The organism is Pseudomonas congelans, assembly GCF_900103225.1.
GTDB classification, from domain to species: Bacteria; Pseudomonadota; Gammaproteobacteria; order Pseudomonadales; family Pseudomonadaceae; genus Aquipseudomonas; species Aquipseudomonas congelans.
The window spans coordinates 257,808-276,549 of the sequence record NZ_FNJH01000006.1 but is presented as its reverse complement, the minus strand read 5'-3'; the positions used below and the strand labels follow the sequence as shown (position 1 = coordinate 276,549).

At 60.0% G+C, this 18,742-nt stretch carries 14 protein-coding genes; 10 read left to right on the top strand and 4 right to left on the bottom strand.

Annotated features, from left to right (window positions below):
* Positions 1 to 100 precede the first annotated feature (100 nt).
* From BLR20_RS20395 to BLR20_RS20380, 4 genes are all read left to right on the top strand, one after another.
* Positions 101 to 589: a DUF3015 domain-containing protein gene (locus tag BLR20_RS20395; protein ID WP_002555221.1), complete on the top strand. Its 489-nt coding sequence runs from the start codon at positions 101 to 103 to the stop codon at positions 587 to 589.
* 62 nt (positions 590 to 651) lie between these two features.
* Positions 652 to 2,505 carry an Lnb N-terminal periplasmic domain-containing protein gene (locus BLR20_RS20390; protein ID WP_054992781.1) on the top strand — a complete coding sequence of 618 codons (1,854 nt, stop codon included), beginning with the start codon at positions 652 to 654 and terminating at the stop codon, positions 2,503 to 2,505.
* 134 nt (positions 2,506 to 2,639) lie between these two features.
* Positions 2,640 to 2,993, top strand: coding sequence for a lipoprotein (locus BLR20_RS20385; protein ID WP_032615078.1), 354 nt, complete (start codon positions 2,640 to 2,642; stop codon positions 2,991 to 2,993).
* A gap of 73 nt (positions 2,994 to 3,066) precedes the next feature.
* Positions 3,067 to 3,564, top strand: coding sequence for a GreA/GreB family elongation factor (locus tag BLR20_RS20380; protein WP_010434473.1), 498 nt, complete (start codon positions 3,067 to 3,069; stop codon positions 3,562 to 3,564).
* 60 nt (positions 3,565 to 3,624) lie between these two features.
* On the opposite strand, the gene ettA is transcribed toward BLR20_RS20380, so the two are convergent.
* A complete protein-coding gene (gene ettA, locus BLR20_RS20375) occupies positions 3,625 to 5,289 on the bottom strand; it encodes an energy-dependent translational throttle protein EttA (protein WP_010434472.1) in 1,665 nt (554 codons plus the stop codon).
* 383 nt (positions 5,290 to 5,672) lie between these two features.
* Here ettA and BLR20_RS20370 point away from each other — a divergent pair, with 383 nt between their 5' ends.
* The 5 genes from BLR20_RS20370 to glyA all read left to right on the top strand — a co-directional run bounded on the left by BLR20_RS20370 (position 5,673) and on the right by glyA (position 14,594).
* The gene (locus BLR20_RS20370) at positions 5,673 to 9,509 is read left to right on the top strand and encodes a sensor domain-containing protein (RefSeq protein WP_054992782.1); all 3,837 of its coding nucleotides are present in this window, start codon (positions 5,673 to 5,675) and stop codon (positions 9,507 to 9,509) included.
* A 138-nt stretch (positions 9,510 to 9,647) separates the two neighbouring features.
* The gene (locus BLR20_RS20365) at positions 9,648 to 10,640 is read left to right on the top strand and encodes a helix-turn-helix transcriptional regulator (protein WP_032615071.1); all 993 of its coding nucleotides are present in this window, start codon (positions 9,648 to 9,650) and stop codon (positions 10,638 to 10,640) included.
* Positions 10,641 to 10,738: 98 nt separating this feature from the next.
* Positions 10,739 to 11,674 carry a SphA family protein gene (locus BLR20_RS20360; RefSeq protein WP_032615070.1) on the top strand — a complete coding sequence of 312 codons (936 nt, stop codon included), beginning with the start codon at positions 10,739 to 10,741 and terminating at the stop codon, positions 11,672 to 11,674.
* Positions 11,675 to 11,721: 47 nt separating this feature from the next.
* A complete protein-coding gene (locus tag BLR20_RS20355; protein ID WP_032615068.1) occupies positions 11,722 to 13,173 on the top strand; it encodes an amidase in 1,452 nt (483 codons plus the stop codon).
* Between the two features lie 167 nt (positions 13,174 to 13,340).
* Complete coding sequence (gene glyA / locus BLR20_RS20350; protein WP_010434456.1) at positions 13,341 to 14,594, top strand: serine hydroxymethyltransferase; 1,254 nt, start codon at positions 13,341 to 13,343, stop codon at positions 14,592 to 14,594.
* A 105-nt stretch (positions 14,595 to 14,699) separates the two neighbouring features.
* On the opposite strand, the gene yjiA is transcribed toward glyA, so the two are convergent.
* The 3 genes from yjiA to BLR20_RS20335 form a co-directional block, all read right to left on the bottom strand.
* Positions 14,700 to 15,677 (bottom strand): GTPase, encoded by a 978-nt coding sequence (yjiA, locus tag BLR20_RS20345; protein ID WP_054992783.1) that lies wholly within the window; start codon positions 15,675 to 15,677, stop codon positions 14,700 to 14,702.
* A 95-nt stretch (positions 15,678 to 15,772) separates the two neighbouring features.
* Positions 15,773 to 15,970 carry a YbdD/YjiX family protein gene (locus BLR20_RS20340; protein ID WP_002555232.1) on the bottom strand — a complete coding sequence of 66 codons (198 nt, stop codon included), beginning with the start codon at positions 15,968 to 15,970 and terminating at the stop codon, positions 15,773 to 15,775.
* Positions 15,971 to 15,997: 27 nt separating this feature from the next.
* A complete protein-coding gene (locus BLR20_RS20335) occupies positions 15,998 to 18,073 on the bottom strand; it encodes a carbon starvation CstA family protein (protein ID WP_054992784.1) in 2,076 nt (691 codons plus the stop codon).
* A gap of 286 nt (positions 18,074 to 18,359) precedes the next feature.
* Here BLR20_RS20335 and BLR20_RS20330 point away from each other — a divergent pair, with 286 nt between their 5' ends.
* Positions 18,360 to 18,734, top strand: a complete 375-nt coding sequence (locus BLR20_RS20330) for a PilZ domain-containing protein (RefSeq protein ID WP_010434443.1) — start codon at positions 18,360 to 18,362, stop codon at positions 18,732 to 18,734.
* The last annotated feature ends 8 nt before the right edge of the window (positions 18,735 to 18,742 follow it).

Below are 18,742 nucleotides of genomic sequence, written 5' to 3'. Positions count from 1 at the left end.
CTAAACTCCAAACTGAACAGGTGGTTGCTGGTTGGCCGTCTGTCTTGATGTAACGACTCAAGAAACTCGACCCTTGGCTGAACTAAAAAGAGAAAAAGCTATGAAACGGATTCTTCTTGGAACGCTCTTCGCCGCTGTATCGATCAACGCTATGGCTCAAGCACCAGGCGGTCCTGACTGCGGTTGGGGCAACATGCTGTTTGAAGGTCAACGCGGTACTCCAGCTCACTTCCTGGCTTCGACCACCAACGGTACTTCGGGTAACGCCACCTTCGGCATGACCTCCGGCACTAACGGCTGCTCCACCAACGGCGCACTGACCTATGGCGGTAAATCCTGGCTTGCCATGAACGGCATGATGGATGAACTCTCCAAGGACATGGCTATGGGTCAGGGCGAAGCTCTGACGACCTACGCTGTGGTACTGGGCGTTGCACCAGAAGACCGCGAGCACTTCGCCGCCGTCACTCACGAGCACTTCTCGCAAATCTTCAGCAAGGCCGACGCCACTGCCGAAGACGTTCACACCAACACCGTCAATGTTCTGAAAAACGATCCGACTCTGGCCAAGTACGCTACCCAGGCTTAAAGTCGTTCGCCCGCCCTTTCTTCGTAAAGGGCGGGATCCCCTTTTCTGACTAGTTGCCCTCTATGCTCAAACGTCTTGTATCACTGGCGCTGTTTGTCTGTGCCCCCTTGTGCGCGGCACCTCATGCCAGCGCTGACCGTTTGCAGCAATTGGCCAATCAGCCGTTCTGGATTTCCCTGGGTCACTACGAAGCCGGCAAGCTCGGTGGCTGGCGCAGCTATGTCACAGACCCGAAATTCTTTCTAGCCGCCAACGGTGCACACGACCCGCAGGCGGAGCTGAGCGCTACACTCAACGCTATTTACGCACCGGTCAGCAATGAGCAGACCCACGCCCAGTGCGTGTACCCGGCACGCACCCGCTGGCTGCGTGACCAGTTGCACCTGACGGACCTGCCGACCCCGGACTGCAAGGAATTCAAGGCCTGGTACAAGGATGTGGCCCCGGACAGCACGGTGCTGATTTTCCCGGCCGCGTACCTCAACAGTCCCTCGTCGATGTTTGGCCATACGCTGCTGCGCATCGATCCGGCCAGCGCGAAGACCAACAACACCACCTTGCTGAGCTACGCGATCAACTTCGGTGCCTACATCGAAGGCATGGACAACAGCATTCTGTATGCGTGGAAAGGTCTGGCAGGCGGCTACCCGGGGTTGTTTGCGCTGGTGCCGTATCAGGAAAAACTCTCGGAATACCGCAGCCTGGAAAACCGTGACCTGTGGGAATACCGGCTGAACCTGACTGCGGAAGAAACCGGGCGCATGGTCGAGCACGTCTGGGAGCTGAAACAGATCCGCTTCAGTTATTTCTTCTTCGACGAAAACTGCTCCTACCGGCTGCTGGAATTGCTGCAAGTCGCCCGCCCTGGCCTGAAGCTTACTGATCAGTTCGGCCTGACTGCGATTCCGACCGATACGGTCAAGGCGATCAAGGCCTCCGGGCTGGTGGAGAAGATCGACTATCGCCCGTCACGCGAACGCGAGTTGCTGAGCCGCGCAGAACCGCTCGATGCAGACGAGCAACAGTGGGTATTGAAGGTCAGCGCCGATCAGAAACAACTGCAGAACAGCGAGTACCTCGCGCAGCCCAAAGAACGCCGCGCGTTGATTCAGGACGCCGCCTATCGTCTGGAGCGTTACCGCGCCAACGGTCTTGAGCGCGATACGCAACGCTCGCAACGCAGCTTCGAGCTGTTGCAGGCGATCAATCAGAACCCGCCGCCACAACTGGACATCCCGCGCCCCGGCCTGCCGGAAGAAGGCCATGAATCACGCACCTGGCAGCTGGGAGCGGGCACACGCGGTGACAAGGCGTTTGCCGAATATGGCCTGCGCATGGCCTATCACGACCTGAACGACAACGCCTATGGCTTCCCGCTGGGCGCGCAGATCGAGATTCTTCAGCTCAAGGTGCGTCAGTACGAAGGCAATGACTGGCAGGTGCAGCAACTGGACCTGGCGACCATTCGCTCACTGACTCCGCGTACCGAGCTGCTCAAACCCTGGTCATGGCAAGTCACCGGCGGTCTGGAACGGGTTCTCGGCAAGCACGGCGACGAAAACCTGGTCAGCCACGTCAACGGTGGTGGCGGCGGCACCTGGCAGCTGGCCGACGACATGCTCGGCTTTGCATTGGGCACCGTGCGGGTCGAGCACAACAACGATTTCGCCGAATTCATCTCCCCTGCCGCAGGCTTCAACACTGGCGTGCTGTGGCGCAACCCGCTGGGCAACCTCAGCCTGGAAGCCAAGGGCGACTATTTCACCAACGGCGAAGTACGCCGCAGCTTCAGCCTCAACCAGCAATGGGAACTGTCCCGCAACCTCGGCCTGCGCCTGAGCGCCCAGCGCGAATTCAGCCAGATGAGCTCGCCGCAGAACGAGGTGATGCTCGAGGTGAAGTGGTATCACTACTGACCGGGTCAGTAGTGAATCGCTGGCAGTGTTCGCCGAAAATAAAAGCACACTGCCGTTACACGCTCCCTACATCGCTTTTACGAATAACTCACAATTTACCTTCTAGACTCCTCTCATAAGCAGAGGGAATCACCATGAAGCGGTATTGGCTGTTGTTGTCGCTGGCCATCGTGCTGGCGGGTTGTCAGTCCACCCGTGACCAGATGCTGGCCGAGGGTTATCCGCCGGGTTTTGCAGACGGCTATCAGGATGGCTGCAGCAGCGGCAGGGACGCAGCAGGCGCCACTACCGGCCAATTCCGCAAGAACGTGCCCCGTTACCTGAAAGACAAGCTCTACGCCGAAGGCTGGACCGATGGCTTTCGTCAGTGCGAGACGTCCCAGGACAATCGCGACCGGCTCGATCCCGGTCAGGTCTTCAATGAGCGTGACCGCGCCTGGGAGCGGGAAAAGACCCGAAGTGCCGCCAAGGCCTACCGCCCGAACTGATCCGACACTTGCGCAATTCGACGAAACCAATGATGCCCTGCTGTGGCCCAAAGCCTATTAGGGAGGACATTTCATGAGCCGCGCATTCGTAAACGAAGACAACGCTGCCGCCGAGGCCGAGCAACCGGTAGAGCGGCTGGTCAGCACACAGATCAACTACGTTACTGCCGAAGGCCTGACCTTGTTGAAGAAACACGTCAGCAGCCTGCAGGCGCAGCACAGTACGCAAACTGCGTTGGGCGAAGCGGCGGACAAGCAGCGACTGGCCGACCTTGAACGCGATTTGCGTTACTTCAATCAGCGCCTGCAAAGCGCGCAGGTCGTCGCACCGGCCGTGTCGACCGAAAAAGTGCAGATCGGCAGCTGGGTGACGTTCGCGGATGAACAGGATAACCAGCAGCGCGTGCACTTGGTCGGAGAGGATCAGGCCGATGCAGCCAAAGGGCTGATCAATTGGGGGTCGCCACTGGGCCGCGCCCTGATTGGCGCGCAGAAAGGCGATGAAGTGTTGTGGCAGCGCCCGGCGGGCGATCAGTCGATTGAAGTGTTGCTGATCGAACCTGACGCGTGAGCCAGGCCAACCGACGGCAGCGCCGCTCCTTGCAAAGAGCGGCGCGTGCCTGAACGCTGATCAGGCCAGCTTTTTGTGACGCACTCGATGCGGTTGAGCAGCAGCTTCGCCCAGACGCTTCTTGCGATCCGCTTCATACTCGGTGTAGTTGCCTTCGAAGAAGATCGCTTGCGAATCGTCTTCGTACGCCAGGATGTGCGTGGCGACACGGTCAAGGAACCACCGATCGTGAGAGATCACAATGGCAGCGCCCGGGAAGTCCAGCAGCGCTTCCTCCAGTGAACGCAGGGTTTCCACGTCAAGATCGTTGGACGGTTCGTCGAGCAGCAGCACGTTGCCGCCCTCTTTCAGGGTCAACGCCAGGTGCAGACGACCACGCTCACCACCGGACAAGTCCTTGACGAACTTCTGCTGATCGCCACCCTTGAAGTTGAAGCGACCGACATAGGTACGCGACGGAATCTCATAGTTGCCGATACGGATCACATCGGAACCGTCTGACACTGCCTGGAATACCGACTTGCTGCCGTCCAGGTCATCACGGCTCTGGTCCACGCAGGCCAGCTGCACGGTTTCACCGACTTCGATGCTACCCGAGTCCGGCTGTTCCTTGCCCATCAGCATGCGGAACAACGTCGACTTACCGGCACCGTTACCGCCGATCACACCCACGATGGCGCCTTTGGGCATGGAGAACGACAGGTTGTCGATCAACACGCGGTCGCCATAGCCCTTGGTGACGTTCTTGAACTCGATAACCTTGTCGCCCAGACGCGGACCGGCCGGGATGTAGATCTCGTTGGTCTCGCTGCGCTTCTGGAATTCCTGCGACTGCATTTCTTCGAAGCGTTGCAGACGCGCCTTGGATTTGGACTGACGCGCCTTGGCACCCTTGCGGACCCATTCCAGCTCGTCTTTCATGGCTTTTTCGTGAGCGGTCTGCTGCTTGGATTCCTGCGCCAGGCGGTCGGACTTGGCTTCAAGCCAGCCCGAATAGTTGCCCTCGTAAGGAATGCCCGCGCCGCGGTCGAGTTCCAGAATCCAGCCAGCCACGTTATCCAGGAAGTAACGGTCGTGCGTGATGGCAACCACAGTCCCCGGGAAGTCGTGGAGGAAATGCTCCAGCCAGGCGACAGAGTCGGCATCCAGGTGGTTGGTCGGTTCGTCGAGGAGCAGCATGTCCGGTGCGGAGAGCAGCAGGCGGCACAGCGCGACACGGCGCTTTTCGCCACCGGAAAGGACCGCAACCTTCGCATCCCAGGCCGGCAGGCGCAGCGCGTCGGCGGCGACTTCCAGCTGACGCTCCAGGTTATGGCCATCGCTGGCCTGCAGGATGGATTCGAGCTTGGCCTGCTCGGCCGCCAGCTTGTCGAAATCGGCGTCCGGCTCGGCATATTCGGCGTAGACCTGATCGAGACGCGCCTGGGCGTCCTTGATCACGCTGACCGCCTCTTCCACGACCTCACGGACCGTCTTGTTCGGGTCAAGTTGTGGCTCCTGCGGCAGATAACCCACATTGAGCTCCGGCATCGGACGCGCTTCGCCATCAAACTCGGTGTCGACACCCGCCATGATTTTCAACAGCGTGGATTTACCCGAGCCGTTGAGGCCCAGCACACCGATCTTGGCACCGGGGAAAAAAGACAGAGAGATGTTTTTCAGGATTTCACGCTTCGGCGGCACAACTTTGCTCAGCCGATGCATGGTGTAGACGTATTGAGCCATGAAATGAAAACCTAGCGTCTGTAATGAGGACCGATTTGGGTAACGAGCTTAAAGCTCCGGCCGGAAAAAAGCTTTTATTTGTCCTTGAGACTTGCCGCGAGACCGTTCCGAGCCTTGAATAAACTCAGTTGGAAACATATCGGGCCAGTGCTGGCAAATATAAAGCCTGATTGATATTGCAAAAAGTGGAGTCACTCATGCAGGAGTCGGTGGATACCACGCGTTGCGCAAAGCTACCCGAATGCTGCGTGCAGGGCAAACGATACGGCCCAACAGGACTGGCACTTTGCCACAACTAAAGGCATGCTAGCCGCCCTCTTCGGCCGACCCAGCTATTTTACATAAAGCATCACTGCTTCAGTCCAGCAGTCAGGAACAGCGATTTGCCCACTTCAACGCCTCTGTCCTCATCCAGTGTCGCTAAAGACAGTGCGACCAGGCCTTTGCGTGGGTCAGTGAAAGGTATGCTGGCGGGGCTGGTACTGGTGGTGCTTGCCCTGTTGCTCTGGCAACTGATCGAGCAGTTTCACCAGACTCAGGAGCGCCAGCGCCAGCGCAGTCTGGAGTACAGCGTCCAGCTTTCCGACCGGATGAGTCTGAACATGGCGCTCAAGGCGCAGATCGCCATGAATCTGCTGGACGAGGCGCTATCCTCCGGGGAGCGGCTGGAGCAGCCTACGACGCTGCTGAACCTGCGCACTGCCCTGCCCGCGCTGCGCAGCGTCGCTCGCCTGAACCCGGAGGGTGAGATTGTCAGTGACAGCGCCGAGGCCTCGCGCGACGGTGAGTTTCTCGAACAAGCCATGAAACAGGCGCGGGGTCGCCCCTACTTCTATACCGGCTCCGAAGACGGCAACCAGATCTATGTACTGATTCGCCTGGGCAACGGCGTGAGCGGCGATTACTGGGCATTGCGCGTGGCGCCCGAAGCCTTGAAGGAACTTGCCAGCCAGCCGGCTCAGGACTTTCAGCACCTGTGGCGTCTCGAACAGCGCAAGACGCAGCGGGTCATCCTCCATGAACCGGTGCCCGCCAACGAAGCGGACAGTGGCCTGTCCGACACCATCCTGCTTCAACCGCTGAACAACAGTGACTGGCAACTGCGAGGGCTGTTCGACACCTACAAGGCCCGCAGCGAACTGCTTGCGCCACTGATCGGCAAGTGCCTGATCGGCCTGCTGCTTTCGATTCTGCCGTTGATCGCGCTGATGAGCCTGCGCAGACGCCAGCGCCAGATGCTGCAGAGCCGACGCCGCTACCGGGATATCTTCGAGGGCGCGGGCGTTGCAATCTGTGTAATGGACATGTCCGGCCTTCAGGAGCAACTGGAAGCACTCGAGGTCAGTAGCGAAGAGGACTTCGAGCGTCTGCTCAAGAGCCAGCCGGCATCCCTTAGACGCCTGTTGCAGCAATTGCACATCAGCGAACTCAACGAAGTTGCCCTAAGCCTGCTGAACATCGAGCACAGCGAACAGGCATGGCAACCGTTGATCGAGGGCGAATCGCGCTCGCGTCCGGGCGTCGGCATTCCGATCATTCAGGCGGTTCTCACCGGGCAGCCACGGCTGGAACTGGAAATCTGTCTGACCCGCGCAGACGGTCAGGATCAGCACCTGTGGCTGGTCATGCGCCTGCCCGAGACACGCAGCGACTTCGATGCCGTGATTCTCAGCATTGGCGACATCACCAGCCGTAAACAGGTCGAGCTTTCGTTGCTGGACCGCGAGAGCTTCTGGTCCGACGTGGTAAGAACCGTACCGGACCATTTGTACGTTCAGGACGTGCTCAGCCAGCGGGTGATCTACAGCAACCACCACTTCGGCTACACGCTGGGTTACAGCAAGTCAGAACTGAACGCCATGGGCGAGTTCTTCTGGGAAGTCCTGCTGCACCCCGACGACGCCCGAAACTATCAGGACATGCGCCTGCGCCAGCGTCACCACGGGCACAATGAATTACTGCAACGCGTGCTGCGCTTTCGGGATCGCGAGAGCAACTGGCGGTCTTTCGACATTCGCGAGCAGGCGCTGGCCTGGGATGCAGAGGACCGGGTCACCCGTATCATAGGCATTGCCAAGGACATTACCGAGCAGGTCGCGTCCAGCCAGTCGCTGCGTGACAGCGAACAGCGTTACCGCATGCTCGCTGAAAGCATCAGCGATGTGATTTTCTCCACCGACGGCCGGCTGGCAGTCAACTACGTCAGCCCTTCGGTAGAACGTGCACTGGGCTACAGCGCCGAGTGGATCCTGCAGAACGGCTGGTCCGCCGCCATTGCCAACCCCCAGCAAATAGTCGGTTTTGATGCACTCATGGACCGCATCGACAAGGTCCTCGACAAACCTCAGGAACTCGCCAGGCTGCGCGAAGAAGTCACCATCCGAATGTTCCTTTTCGACTGCCTGCGTGCCGACGGTAGCAAGATCCCGGTGGAACTGCGCGTGGTTCTGGTGTGGGGCGAACACGGCAATTTCGAGGGCATCTTCGGCGTGGGCAGGGACATCAGTCAGCAGCGTCGGGCCGAGAAAGACCTGCGCATGGCTGCCACGGTATTCGAGCATTCGACTTCCGCCATTCTGATTACCGACCCCGCCGGCTATATCGTGCAGGCCAACGAGGCCTTTACCCGCGTCAGTGGCTATGAAGTGGCCCAGGTGCTCGATCAGTTGCCGGGCATGCTCACCGTGGAATCCGAACAGGAAACCCGCCTGCGCCATATCCTCAGGCAGTTGAACGGACAAGGCACGTGGGAAGGTGAAATCAGGCTCAAGCGCCGTAACGGCGAGCACTATCCGGCCTGGGTCGGCATTACCGCAGTCCTCGACGATGAAGGCGATCTGGCCAGCTACGTGTGCTTCTTCAGCGATATCAGCGAACGCAAGGCCAGCGAGGACCGGATCCACCGTCTGGCGTACTACGACGCGCTGACTCACCTGCCCAACCGCACCCTCTTCCAGGATCGCCTGCATTCGGCACTGCAGCACGCCGAACGCCAACAGGCCTGGGTCGTGCTGATGTTCCTCGACCTCGACCGTTTCAAACCGATCAATGACTCACTGGGCCATGCTGCCGGCGACCGGATGTTGCAGGAAATGGCCACGCGGCTGCTCGCCTGTGTGTCGGTTGACGACACTGTGGCGCGCATGGGGGGTGATGAATTCACCCTGCTCCTGGAACCGGATGAAACCCGCGAAGCCGCGCTGAATCGCGCCATTCACGTTGCCGAACGCATTCTGACCAGCCTGATTACGCCGTTTGTACTGGAAGGCCGCGAGTTCTTCGTGACCGCCAGTATCGGCATTGCCCTCAGCCCGCAGGACGGCAAGGAACTGAGTCAGTTGATGAAGAACGCCGACACGGCGATGTATCACGCCAAAGAGCGCGGCAAGAACAACTTCCAGTTCTATCAGGCGGACATGAATGCCACGGCTCTGGAGCGTCTGGAGCTGGAAAGCGACTTGCGCCATGCCCTGGAGCAGAAGGAGTTCACCCTCTTCTACCAACCGCAGTTCAGCGGCGACGGCAAACGCCTGACGGGCGCGGAAGCCCTGTTGCGCTGGCGCCATCCACGCCGCGGACTGGTGCCGCCCAACGACTTCATCCCGGTGCTCGAAGAGCTCGGGCTGGTCGTGGAGGTCGGCGACTGGGTCCTGACCGAAGCCTGCCGCCAACTCAAACACTGGCATCAGGCCAGGGTTCGCGTGCCCAAGGTGTCGGTCAACATCTCGGCACGGCAGTTCTCGGACGGTCAGCTCGGCAAGCGTATCGCCCATATACTCGAACAGACCGGCCTGTCGCCCGCCTGCCTGGAGCTGGAACTGACCGAAAGCATCCTGATGCGCGAGGTCAACGAGGCCATGCAGATCCTCGATGGCCTCAAAAACCTTGGCCTGAGCATCGCAGTCGATGACTTCGGCACCGGCTACTCGTCGCTGAACTACCTCAAACAGTTCCCGATCGACGTACTGAAGATCGACCGCACCTTCGTCGATGGCCTGCCGTCCGGCGAGCAGGACGCCCAGATCGCCCGCGCTATCATCGCCATGGCCCACAGCCTGAACCTCTCGGTGATCGCCGAAGGCGTGGAGACCCATGAGCAGCTGGAGTTTCTTCGCGAACATGACTGCGACGAAGTGCAGGGCTACCTGTTCGGCCGCCCGATGCCCCCCGCGCAGTTCGAAGCGCAATTCAGCAATGACGCATTGTTCATGCTGGATTGAGGGCAAGCCTGGCGCCCCGGCCATCGTACATTTGAACGATAGCCGAACCCTTGAATATGAGTAGACTTGAGCCACTGCCTCGCACAGCGTCAATGACAGCGAGCGCTCTACCCATAACAAAGAACACAAGGGGGTAGCATGATCAGCGATACAACATCCCTGGACAGTGTTTCCTGTCAGGTCGTTGAAGCCTTGAACGAGGTGATTCTCGAGCTTCAGACCGAGGTCAGCAGCGCGTCGATCTCTACGTTCCATCAACAGGCGCTTGAGCGGGTGCGCGCGCTGGTGCAGTTCGACAAGGCCTGGTGGGGAAGATCCACCTGGCGTGACAACTGGCCCGTCGAGCACAGTTCCTTTTTGCTCGGCCTGCCCAGCGGTTACGCCGCCGAGTGGGAGCAACTCAAGACCTCGGACGCCAGCGTCGGCAGAATGCATCAGACCCAGGGCGTCTGTCAGGTCATTCACTGCACGGCAGCGGATGCACCTTCCGCGCTTGCCGAACTCGGACGCCAGTACGACCTTTGCTTCGCGCTGGGCATTGTCCTGACCGACCCGCACACCCAGCAGGGTGTGCATTTGACGCTGTTTCGCTCGGCCGACCACACGCCCTTTTCGCCCTTGGACAAGCGCCTGATCGAGTGGCTGATGCCGCATCTAGTCGCCGCCGAACAGGCCAGTTATCTGCGCACGCTCACGACCCTGCGGGAAACCCAGGGTGCTTACGACGAGACCGCCATGGCGGTGAGCGATCGTTACGGCGTGCTGCTTTCCATGGAGCCTGCATTCTCGTCGATGCTGGGCTCGGAATGGCCTGACAGACCGTCCAATCGCCTGCCTCGACAGTGCAACCCCCAAGAGGGCTATTCGAGTCAGAACCTGCACATCACGTCGCAGCCCGTAGGCGACCTCGTTCTACTGACGGCGCGCCGACGCAGCAGTCTGGAGCTGTTGAGCACGCGCGAACTTCAGGTCGCCCGAGGCTTTGCGGTCGGCCAGACTTACAAGGAAGTCGCACGCAACATCGGTATGTCGCCCTGCACAGTCCGGCACCACTTGAGAAAGATCTACAACAAGCTCGGTGTCACCCGTAAAGCGCAGATCGCTCAGTTACTGCATTTGACTGACAGCTGACGCCAACGCGTTCTACCCCCCATTTCCGGTTTTTCCAATAACTGCCACCCCGCAAGGGAGGGCCGTGCTCGCCCATAAAAATAACAAGGCACTTACCGATGTCATTAAAAAACCACTTCCTTAGCGCTTCAGGACTCGCCATGGCGATCCTGTGGTTATCGTCCACGGCCTGCGCCACCGAAAACGCTGCGCCCACGACAGCCGCTGGCGTTTTCGACTTTGGCGCAGGCTTCATGCCGCCCTCCACTGCCAATGGCACCGTCGGCACGCGCATCAGTAACTACCATGCGGATGTCATCAAGGACAGCCACGGCAAGGACAGCCCCAACGATTTCCAGATCAACGTCCTGGCGATCGGCCTCGCCTACTTGCGAATGACCGAGCAGGAGTTTCTCGGTGCCCGCTATGGTTTCGCGGTGGTGCCGATCTTTTTCAAGATGGATGCAGACCTGGGCGTGAATGCAGGGGGGCAACGGGTATTCAGCGACAGTGCATCGCTCTTTCGCCAGGCGGACCTGCAAGTGGTGCCGATCATCCTGGACTGGAAGCTCGGGCCGGGGCTGGGCATCAATACCCAACTGATGTTTCAGGCGCCCACCGGGGACTATGACAAAAACCGTCTGGTCAGCCCTGGCACCAACCACTGGACGGTTTCTCCGCTGTTGAATGCAACCTACATTTCACCCGGCGGCTTCGAGGTTTCCTCGAGTTTCCAGATCGATATAAACGCGCGCAACCCCGACACCGATTACCGCAGTGGCGTTGAGTACCGACATGAGTTTGCAGTGGGCCAGCATGTGGGCGACTGGACCGTCGGCATTGGCGGCTACTACTACCGGCAGCTGTCGGACGACGACGCGCCGGGGCTGACCCGCGGCAATCGTGCCCGAGTACTCGCCGCAGGCCCTGCAGTGAGCTACTTCAAACCCGGCGCCGGGCTGCCACCCATCTGGTTGCACGCCTACAAGGAGTTCGACGCCCGCAACCGTGCCGAGGGCTACACCGTGGCGCTGCGTACCGGCATCAGCTTTTAAGTGGCGTACGCACCGCGACGACACGCTTTCAATCCTGGAGACGATCGATGAAAGACCTGCACGAATTATTCAATACGCTGGACGGCCGCGGCCTGGCAACACTGGTACGCAATGGCGAGGTGAGCCCAGGCGAGCTGCTGGAAACCGCTATCGCGCGGGTCGAACAGGTCGAGCCAGGCCTGAATGCTGTCAGCGAAAGGCTTTACGATCAGGCGCGTAGTCAGGCGACCGGGAGCAGCGTCAGACAGGGCGTCATGGCCGGCGTACCGACCCTGGTGAAAGACATGTTCACCCCGATGGCGGGGGCACGCATGACCAGTGGCTCGCATGCGCTGGGCGAGTTTCGCTCAGACATCGATTGCGAAATCGTCAGCCGACTGCGTCAGGCGGGCTGCCAACTGATCGGGACAACCACCGCGCCTGAATTCGGTGTGTCCTACAGCACCGAATCGCAGCGCTTCGGCGCGACCCGCAATCCCTGGAACCCGCAATACAGCGCGGGCGGTTCCAGCGGCGGTGCAGCCGCTCTGGTTGCGGCGCGCGCCATCCCCTTCGCGCATGGCAACGATGGCGGCGGCTCGCTTCGCGTGCCGGCTTCCTGCTGCGGCGTATTCGGCTTCAAGCCGTCGCGTGGGCTGCTGCCGTCAGGCCCGATGGTCGGTGAGGGCTGGGCAGGTCTGAGCACGGCTCATGCAATTACCCTGTCGGTAGGCGACAGCGCCGCCCTGCTCGACGCCACTGCCGGGAGTGATCCTGGGGCTCCCTATGCAGCGCCCATGCCTGCGACGCCCTTTGCACACGCCGCAGGCCGCGATCCCAAGCGCCTGAAAATCGCTCTGGTCTCGGCTATATCGCCGTGGCCGGCTGAACCGGAAGCCCTGGCTGCACTGCAACACACTGCGGCCTTGCTGGAGGCGCTCGGCCATTACGTGATTCCGGCTACCTTGCCCGTCCAGCTACCTGAATTCCTCGACGCGACGTTCGACATCATCGGCTCACACACTCAGGGCTACCTCGATCTGCTGGGCAAAATGCGCGGCTTCCCGGTGGCCATGGAAGAGCTGGAGCCGCGCACCCGTGTCATTCTGCGCGAGCGCGGGCAACTGCCTGCAACGCGCTACATTTCGGCGGTCGAATCGATGCATGCACTGGGCCGGGCGATGGCCGGTTTCTTCGAAGAGTACGACATTGTTCTCACCCCGACGCTCAACCGCGCCCCGCCTCGCCTGGGAGAGTTGGCCTTCGACGACGACAGCCGGTCCCTGCAGGACTTCATCGCGCTTTCGCACAGCTACTCGCCCTACACGGCGATCTTCAACGCGACTGGCCAGCCAGCCATGTCCGTGCCCCTCTACTGGACAGCCGATTCGCTGCCGCTGGGTTCTCACTTCGCCGCGCGGTTTGGCGACGAACTGACCTTGCTGAGCCTTGCCGGCCAACTGGAACGCGCCCAGCCGTGGGCCGCACGCAGGCCGCCCTTGAGTGCTGATGCGGGTTGATGCGAAGGGAGTTTTGCCTCCAGAAGCCCACAAAACCCAGGATCACGCGCCTTTTACCGGGCTGCGTGAACCCCTTCACTGTTCAAGATGACTGCCTTTCATATGCCAGATAAAACCCGATGGGGTAGAATAGTCGCCTTTTCCGCCATGCCCCCTTGAGGACTGCCATGTTCAGCCGTGATTTGACTATCGCCAAGTACGACGCCGATCTGTTTGCCGCCATGGAGCAAGAAGCTCTGCGTCAGGAAGAACACATCGAGCTGATTGCCTCGGAAAACTACACCAGTCCGGCCGTCATGGAAGCTCAGGGCTCGGTCCTGACCAACAAGTACGCCGAAGGCTATCCGGGCAAGCGCTACTACGGTGGTTGCGAGTACGTCGACGTTATCGAGCAACTGGCCATCGACCGCGCCAAGGAACTGTTCGGCGCCGATTACGCCAACGTCCAGCCACACGCGGGTTCGCAAGCCAACTCGGCGGTCTACCTGGCCCTGCTGCAAGGCGGCGACACCATTCTGGGCATGAGCCTGGCTCACGGTGGTCACCTGACCCACGGCGCCAGCGTTTCGTCCTCGGGCAAGCTGTACAACGCCGTTCAGTACGGCATCGACGGCAACGGCATGATCGACTACGACGAAGTCGAACGCCTGGCAGTCGAGCACAAACCGAAAATGATCGTCGCCGGTTTCTCTGCCTACTCGCAGATCCTCGACTTCCCGCGTTTCCGCGCAATCGCTGACAAGGTCGGTGCGTACCTGTTCGTCGACATGGCTCACGTAGCCGGTCTGGTCGCCGCAGGCGTCTACCCGAACCCGGTGCCATTCGCCGACGTCGTGACCACCACCACGCACAAGACCCTGCGCGGTCCACGTGGCGGCCTGATCCTGGCTCGCGCCAACGCCGATATCGAGAAGAAGCTGAACTCCGCTGTATTCCCTGGCTCCCAGGGCGGCCCGCTGGAGCACGTCATCGCAGCCAAGGCCATTTGCTTCAAGGAAGCGTTGCAGCCTGAGTTCAAGACCTACCAGCAGCAAGTGGTGAAAAACGCCAAGGCCATGGCCGGTGTATTCATCGAGCGTGGTTTCGACGTCGTCTCCGGCGGTACCGAGAACCACCTGTTCCTGCTGTCGCTGATCAAACAGGACATCTCCGGTAAAGACGCCGACGCCGCTCTGGGTCGTGCCTTCATCACCGTCAACAAGAACTCCGTTCCGAACGACCCACGCTCCCCGTTCGTCACCTCCGGCCTGCGCTTCGGCACCCCGGCAGTGACCACTCGCGGCTTCAAGGAAGCAGAGTGCAAGGAACTGGCCGGCTGGATCTGCGACATCCTGGCAGACCTGAACAACGAAGCCGTGATCGACGCGGTTCGCGAGAAGGTCAAGGCCATCTGCGCCAGGCTGCCGGTTTACGGCGCTTGATAAGCCTCGTTTAAACGCAGTACCGAAAGCCCCGACTCGTGAGAGCCGGGGCTTTTTACTGGGCGGTTCACTGTGTGAGCAGAAGCTCAGCCGCTGTCCGACCTCTCAACCGCATACCTTCTCGAACCCCGCCCGTATTTTCTCCTCCGGCAATTCATCGGCAATGAACACAATCACGCTCTCGCGCTTTTCGCCTTCGGCCCATTCAGTGTCCCAGTCGAAGCCGTAGAGCTTGAGTACGCCCTGAAACACCATCTTGCGCGGTTCGTCTTCGATGTTGAGCACCCCCTTGTAACGCAGCAGTTGCTTGCCGTGGTCTTCCAGCAGTTCGTTCATGAACTCGCTGAGGCGGTCCAGATTCAGTGGTTTTTCGCTGCGCAGGACAAGGCTGCTGATGCGGTCAGCGGAATTGCCGACCGGGGCCAGCGGGCGCAGGATCATGCCGCCGCCGAGGTCAGCGTTGAGGTTGAAGCCGCGCACGTCGAGCAGTTCGGCGAGGTCGATCCTGCCGTGCTCGACAATACGGATAGGCGCGCGGCGGTTGATGCGGGTCAGGCGCGCGCTCAGGGCCTCGAAAGCTGCATCTTCGACCAGATCACGTTTGCTGACCAGCAGCCGGTCGGCAAAGCCGATCTGTGCCTGGGCGATGGTTTGCGCCAGGTGAGTATCGGCGTGGGCGGCGTCGACCAGGGTGATGATGCCGTCGAGAATGTAACGCTCGCGCAGCTCTTCATCGATGAAAAAGGTCTGCGCGACCGGCGCGGGATCGGCCAGTCCGGTGCACTCGATCACCAGCCGGTCGAAAGCGATCTCGCCACTGTCCAGACGTTCCAGCAACAAGTAGAGCGCCTTGGTCAGGTCGGTATGGATGGTGCAGCACACGCAACCGTTGGACAGGGTCATGATCTGCACTGGGTCGGTGCCGAGCAGTTGGCTGTCGATGCCTGCATCGCTGAATTCGTTTTCGATCACGGCGATTTTCAGGCCGTGTTCGGCCTTGAGCAGATGGCGCAGCAAGGTGGTCTTGCCGGCGCCCAGAAAACCGGTCAGCACGGTCACGGGGATAGGTTGCAACTCAGTCATAAGGCTCCTGGCGTGAGGCATTCAGCTGAAATGAAAACGCGCCACAGGTGATGGCCTGCGGCGCGTCGGATCAAACCATAACGCAGATCAGCGGATCAACAGCACTTCGGTCCGCCCTTGCCGCCGTAACGCGCCTCTTGCCGTTCCCGGAAGAACTGCTCGTAGGTCATCATCGGCTTGTCCGGGTGGGTGTTCTGCATGTGTTCAACGTAGGTGTCGTAGTCCGGCATGCCCACCATCAGGCGCGCGGCCTGACCGAGGTATTTGCCGAGGCGACTCAGGTCATTGAACATGGGCAAATCCTCTTTGGGTAACCATCATCACACCTGTGACGCTGGCGGCATGGCCTGGAACGGAGCTTCCTTGTCGGTGCGCTCCTTGGTGCCCCAGGCCGCACGGCCGACTTTTATGGCGTAGAACAGGATGCTGAACACCACGAACAGGAACAGTACGGTCAGCCCGGCGTTGGTGTAAGCGTTGAAGATCACATGCTGCATCTGGTCCATGGTCTTGGCCGGGGCCAGAATCTGACCGGCATCAGCCGCCGCGCTGTATTTCTTGGCCAGGGCCAGGAAACCTACCGCAGGATTGGCGTCGAACAGCTTGATCAAGCCAGCGGTCACGGTGCAGATCAGCAGCCAGACGGCAGGCAGCATGGTCACCCAGACATAGCGCTGACGCTTCATCTTGATCAACACCACGCTGGCCAGCATCAGGGCGATACCGGCGAGCATCTGGTTGGAGATACCGAACAGCGGCCACAGGGTATTGATGCCGCCCAGCGGATCGATCACGCCCTGATAGAGCAGATAACCCCACAGTGCCACGCAACCGCCAGTGCCGATGGCATTGGCCGTCCACGACTCGGTACGCTTCAAGGCTGGAACGAAGCTGCCCAGCAGGTCCTGCAGCATGAAGCGTCCGGCACGAGTACCGGCGTCGACAGCGGTCAGGATGAACAACGCCTCGAACAGAATCGCAAAGTGGTACCAGAACGCCATGGTGTTCTCACCCGGCAGCACCTGATGGAGGATCTGTGCGATACCGACGGCCAGCGTCGGAGCACCACCGGCACGGGCCAGAACGGTATTTTCACCGATGTCTTTCGCGACAGCGGTCAGTTGCTCCGGCGTGATGGCAAAGCCCCAGCTGGAGACTGTCTGCGCGACGGTTACCACGTCACTGCCGACCACGGCAGCCGGGCTGTTCATGGCGAAGTACACACCCGGCTCGATCACCGAAGCGGCAACCATCGCCATGATGGCCACGAAGGACTCCATCAGCATGCCGCCGTAACCGATGTAACGGGCGTTTTTCTCGTTATCCAGCAGCTTGGGCGTGGTGCCCGACGAGATCAGCGCGTGGAAGCCCGACACTGCACCGCAGGCAATGGTGATGAACAGGAACGGGAACAGCGCGCCCTTCCAGACCGGGCCTGTGCCATTGGTGAACTGAGTCAGAGCCGGCATTTTCAGCTCGGGCGCCAGAATCAGAATACCGATGGCGAGTGCCAGAATGGTGCCGATTTTCAGGAAGGTCGACAGGTAGTCACGTGGCGCGAGCAGCAGCCAGACCGGCAGCATGGCTGCTACAAAGCCGTAACCGACCAGCATCCAGGTGATCTGCACGCCGGTGAACGTGAACATCGGCCCCCAGGTCGGATCCGCCGCTACCATGCCGCCGACCCAGATCGAACCAAGCAACAGAATGACGCCGACGATGGAGATTTCACCAATGCGCCCAGGACGGATGTAGCGCATATAAATGCCCATGAACATCGCGATCGGGATCGTCGCCATGACCGTGAACATGCCCCACGGGCTCTCGGCCAGGGCCTTGACCACGATCAGCGCCAGCACCGCGAGGATGATGATCATGATCAGGAAACAGCCGAACAGCGCGATGGTGCCGGGAATACGGCCCATTTCCTCGCGGACCATGTCGCCCAGCGAGCGTCCGTCACGGCGCGTGGAAAGGAACAGGATCATGAAGTCCTGCACCGCACCGGCCAACACCACGCCGGCGATCAGCCAGAGCGTGCCGGGCAGATAGCCCATTTGCGCTGCCAGTACCGGACCGACCAGCGGGCCGGCGCCAGCGATGGCTGCAAAGTGGTGACCGAAGAGGATGTGTTTGTTGGTCGGCACATAGTCCAGACCGTCGTTGTTGACCACCGCCGGTGTCGCGCGCAGCGGATCGAGCTGCATGACGTGAGTGGCGATGAAAAGACTGTAGTAACGATAGGCAACCAGGTAGATAGCTACCGCAGCGACCACGATCCACAAGGCGTTGATCGCCTCTCCGCGACGCAAGGCCACGACCCCAAGAGCACATGCCCCGACAATTGCAACGATGAGCCAGGGAACATGGCGCATCAGACTATTATTATTTTTCATTTTTTTTATTCCAGCAGAGTTGACTAGAAGGCAAGCCATGCGAGTTTAGCGCCGGATCAGCGAAAGACCACCCCCAACCAAGGTCTAGGTCGAAATTTGATCAATTGCGGCAGATACCCGGCATAGAGGGCTGGAATAGCCTCGACAGATGGCGTCCCGATCACAAAACAGCGATGCGGAACTGTTCTGTCATTGCTTTCCGGTCTATCGTGCATGGACAACATAATCGATCAGATAACGACCGGCCCGCTGACCTCCGGTGGCGGTCAAAAAGAGAGTTCATTCGATGACCGACTCACCTGCAGATCGCCGTCGTTTCAAACGTATTGCCTTTGATGCCAAGACCGATCTGAAGCAAGGCGACAAAAGCTGGAAAGTGCAACTGGTCGACCTTTCTCTAAAAGGGTTGCTGATCGAACGGCCAGATCCGTGGAGCGGTGATCAGACGCAGCCCTTTGAAGTCGACATCATTCTAAGCAACGATGCCCATGTAAAAATGGATGTCGAGATCACCCATGACAACAACCGGCAACTGGGATTCGTTTGCCGGCACATAGGGCTGGAGTCAATCAGCCACCTTAGGCGGCTGGTCGAATTGAACCTCGGAGACCCCGAGGAACTGGATCGGGAACTGGCAGCCTTGATCGAACTGCAGGAATAATTCTCAGG

Excerpts from the sequence above, each read along its gene's own strand:
- BLR20_RS20340 (WP_002555232.1), bottom strand. The coding sequence starts at position 15,970 with ATGTTCAATGACCTGAGTCGCCTCGGCAAATACCTCGGTCAGGCCGCG.
- BLR20_RS20365 (WP_032615071.1), top strand. The coding sequence starts at position 9,648 with ATGATCAGCGATACAACATCCCTGGACAGTGTTTCCTGTCAGGTCGTT.
- BLR20_RS20360 (WP_032615070.1), top strand. The coding sequence starts at position 10,739 with ATGTCATTAAAAAACCACTTCCTTAGCGCTTCAGGACTCGCCATGGCG.
- BLR20_RS20330 (WP_010434443.1), top strand. The coding sequence starts at position 18,360 with ATGACCGACTCACCTGCAGATCGCCGTCGTTTCAAACGTATTGCCTTT.
- BLR20_RS20395 (WP_002555221.1), top strand. The coding sequence starts at position 101 with ATGAAACGGATTCTTCTTGGAACGCTCTTCGCCGCTGTATCGATCAAC.
- BLR20_RS20380 (WP_010434473.1), top strand. The coding sequence starts at position 3,067 with ATGAGCCGCGCATTCGTAAACGAAGACAACGCTGCCGCCGAGGCCGAG.
- BLR20_RS20385 (WP_032615078.1), top strand. The coding sequence starts at position 2,640 with ATGAAGCGGTATTGGCTGTTGTTGTCGCTGGCCATCGTGCTGGCGGGT.
- BLR20_RS20355 (WP_032615068.1), top strand. The coding sequence starts at position 11,722 with ATGAAAGACCTGCACGAATTATTCAATACGCTGGACGGCCGCGGCCTG.
- BLR20_RS20335 (WP_054992784.1), bottom strand. The coding sequence starts at position 18,073 with ATGAAAAATAATAATAGTCTGATGCGCCATGTTCCCTGGCTCATCGTT.
- BLR20_RS20390 (WP_054992781.1), top strand. The coding sequence starts at position 652 with ATGCTCAAACGTCTTGTATCACTGGCGCTGTTTGTCTGTGCCCCCTTG.
- glyA (WP_010434456.1), top strand. The coding sequence starts at position 13,341 with ATGTTCAGCCGTGATTTGACTATCGCCAAGTACGACGCCGATCTGTTT.
- ettA (WP_010434472.1), bottom strand. The coding sequence starts at position 5,289 with ATGGCTCAATACGTCTACACCATGCATCGGCTGAGCAAAGTTGTGCCG.
- yjiA (WP_054992783.1), bottom strand. The coding sequence starts at position 15,677 with ATGACTGAGTTGCAACCTATCCCCGTGACCGTGCTGACCGGTTTTCTG.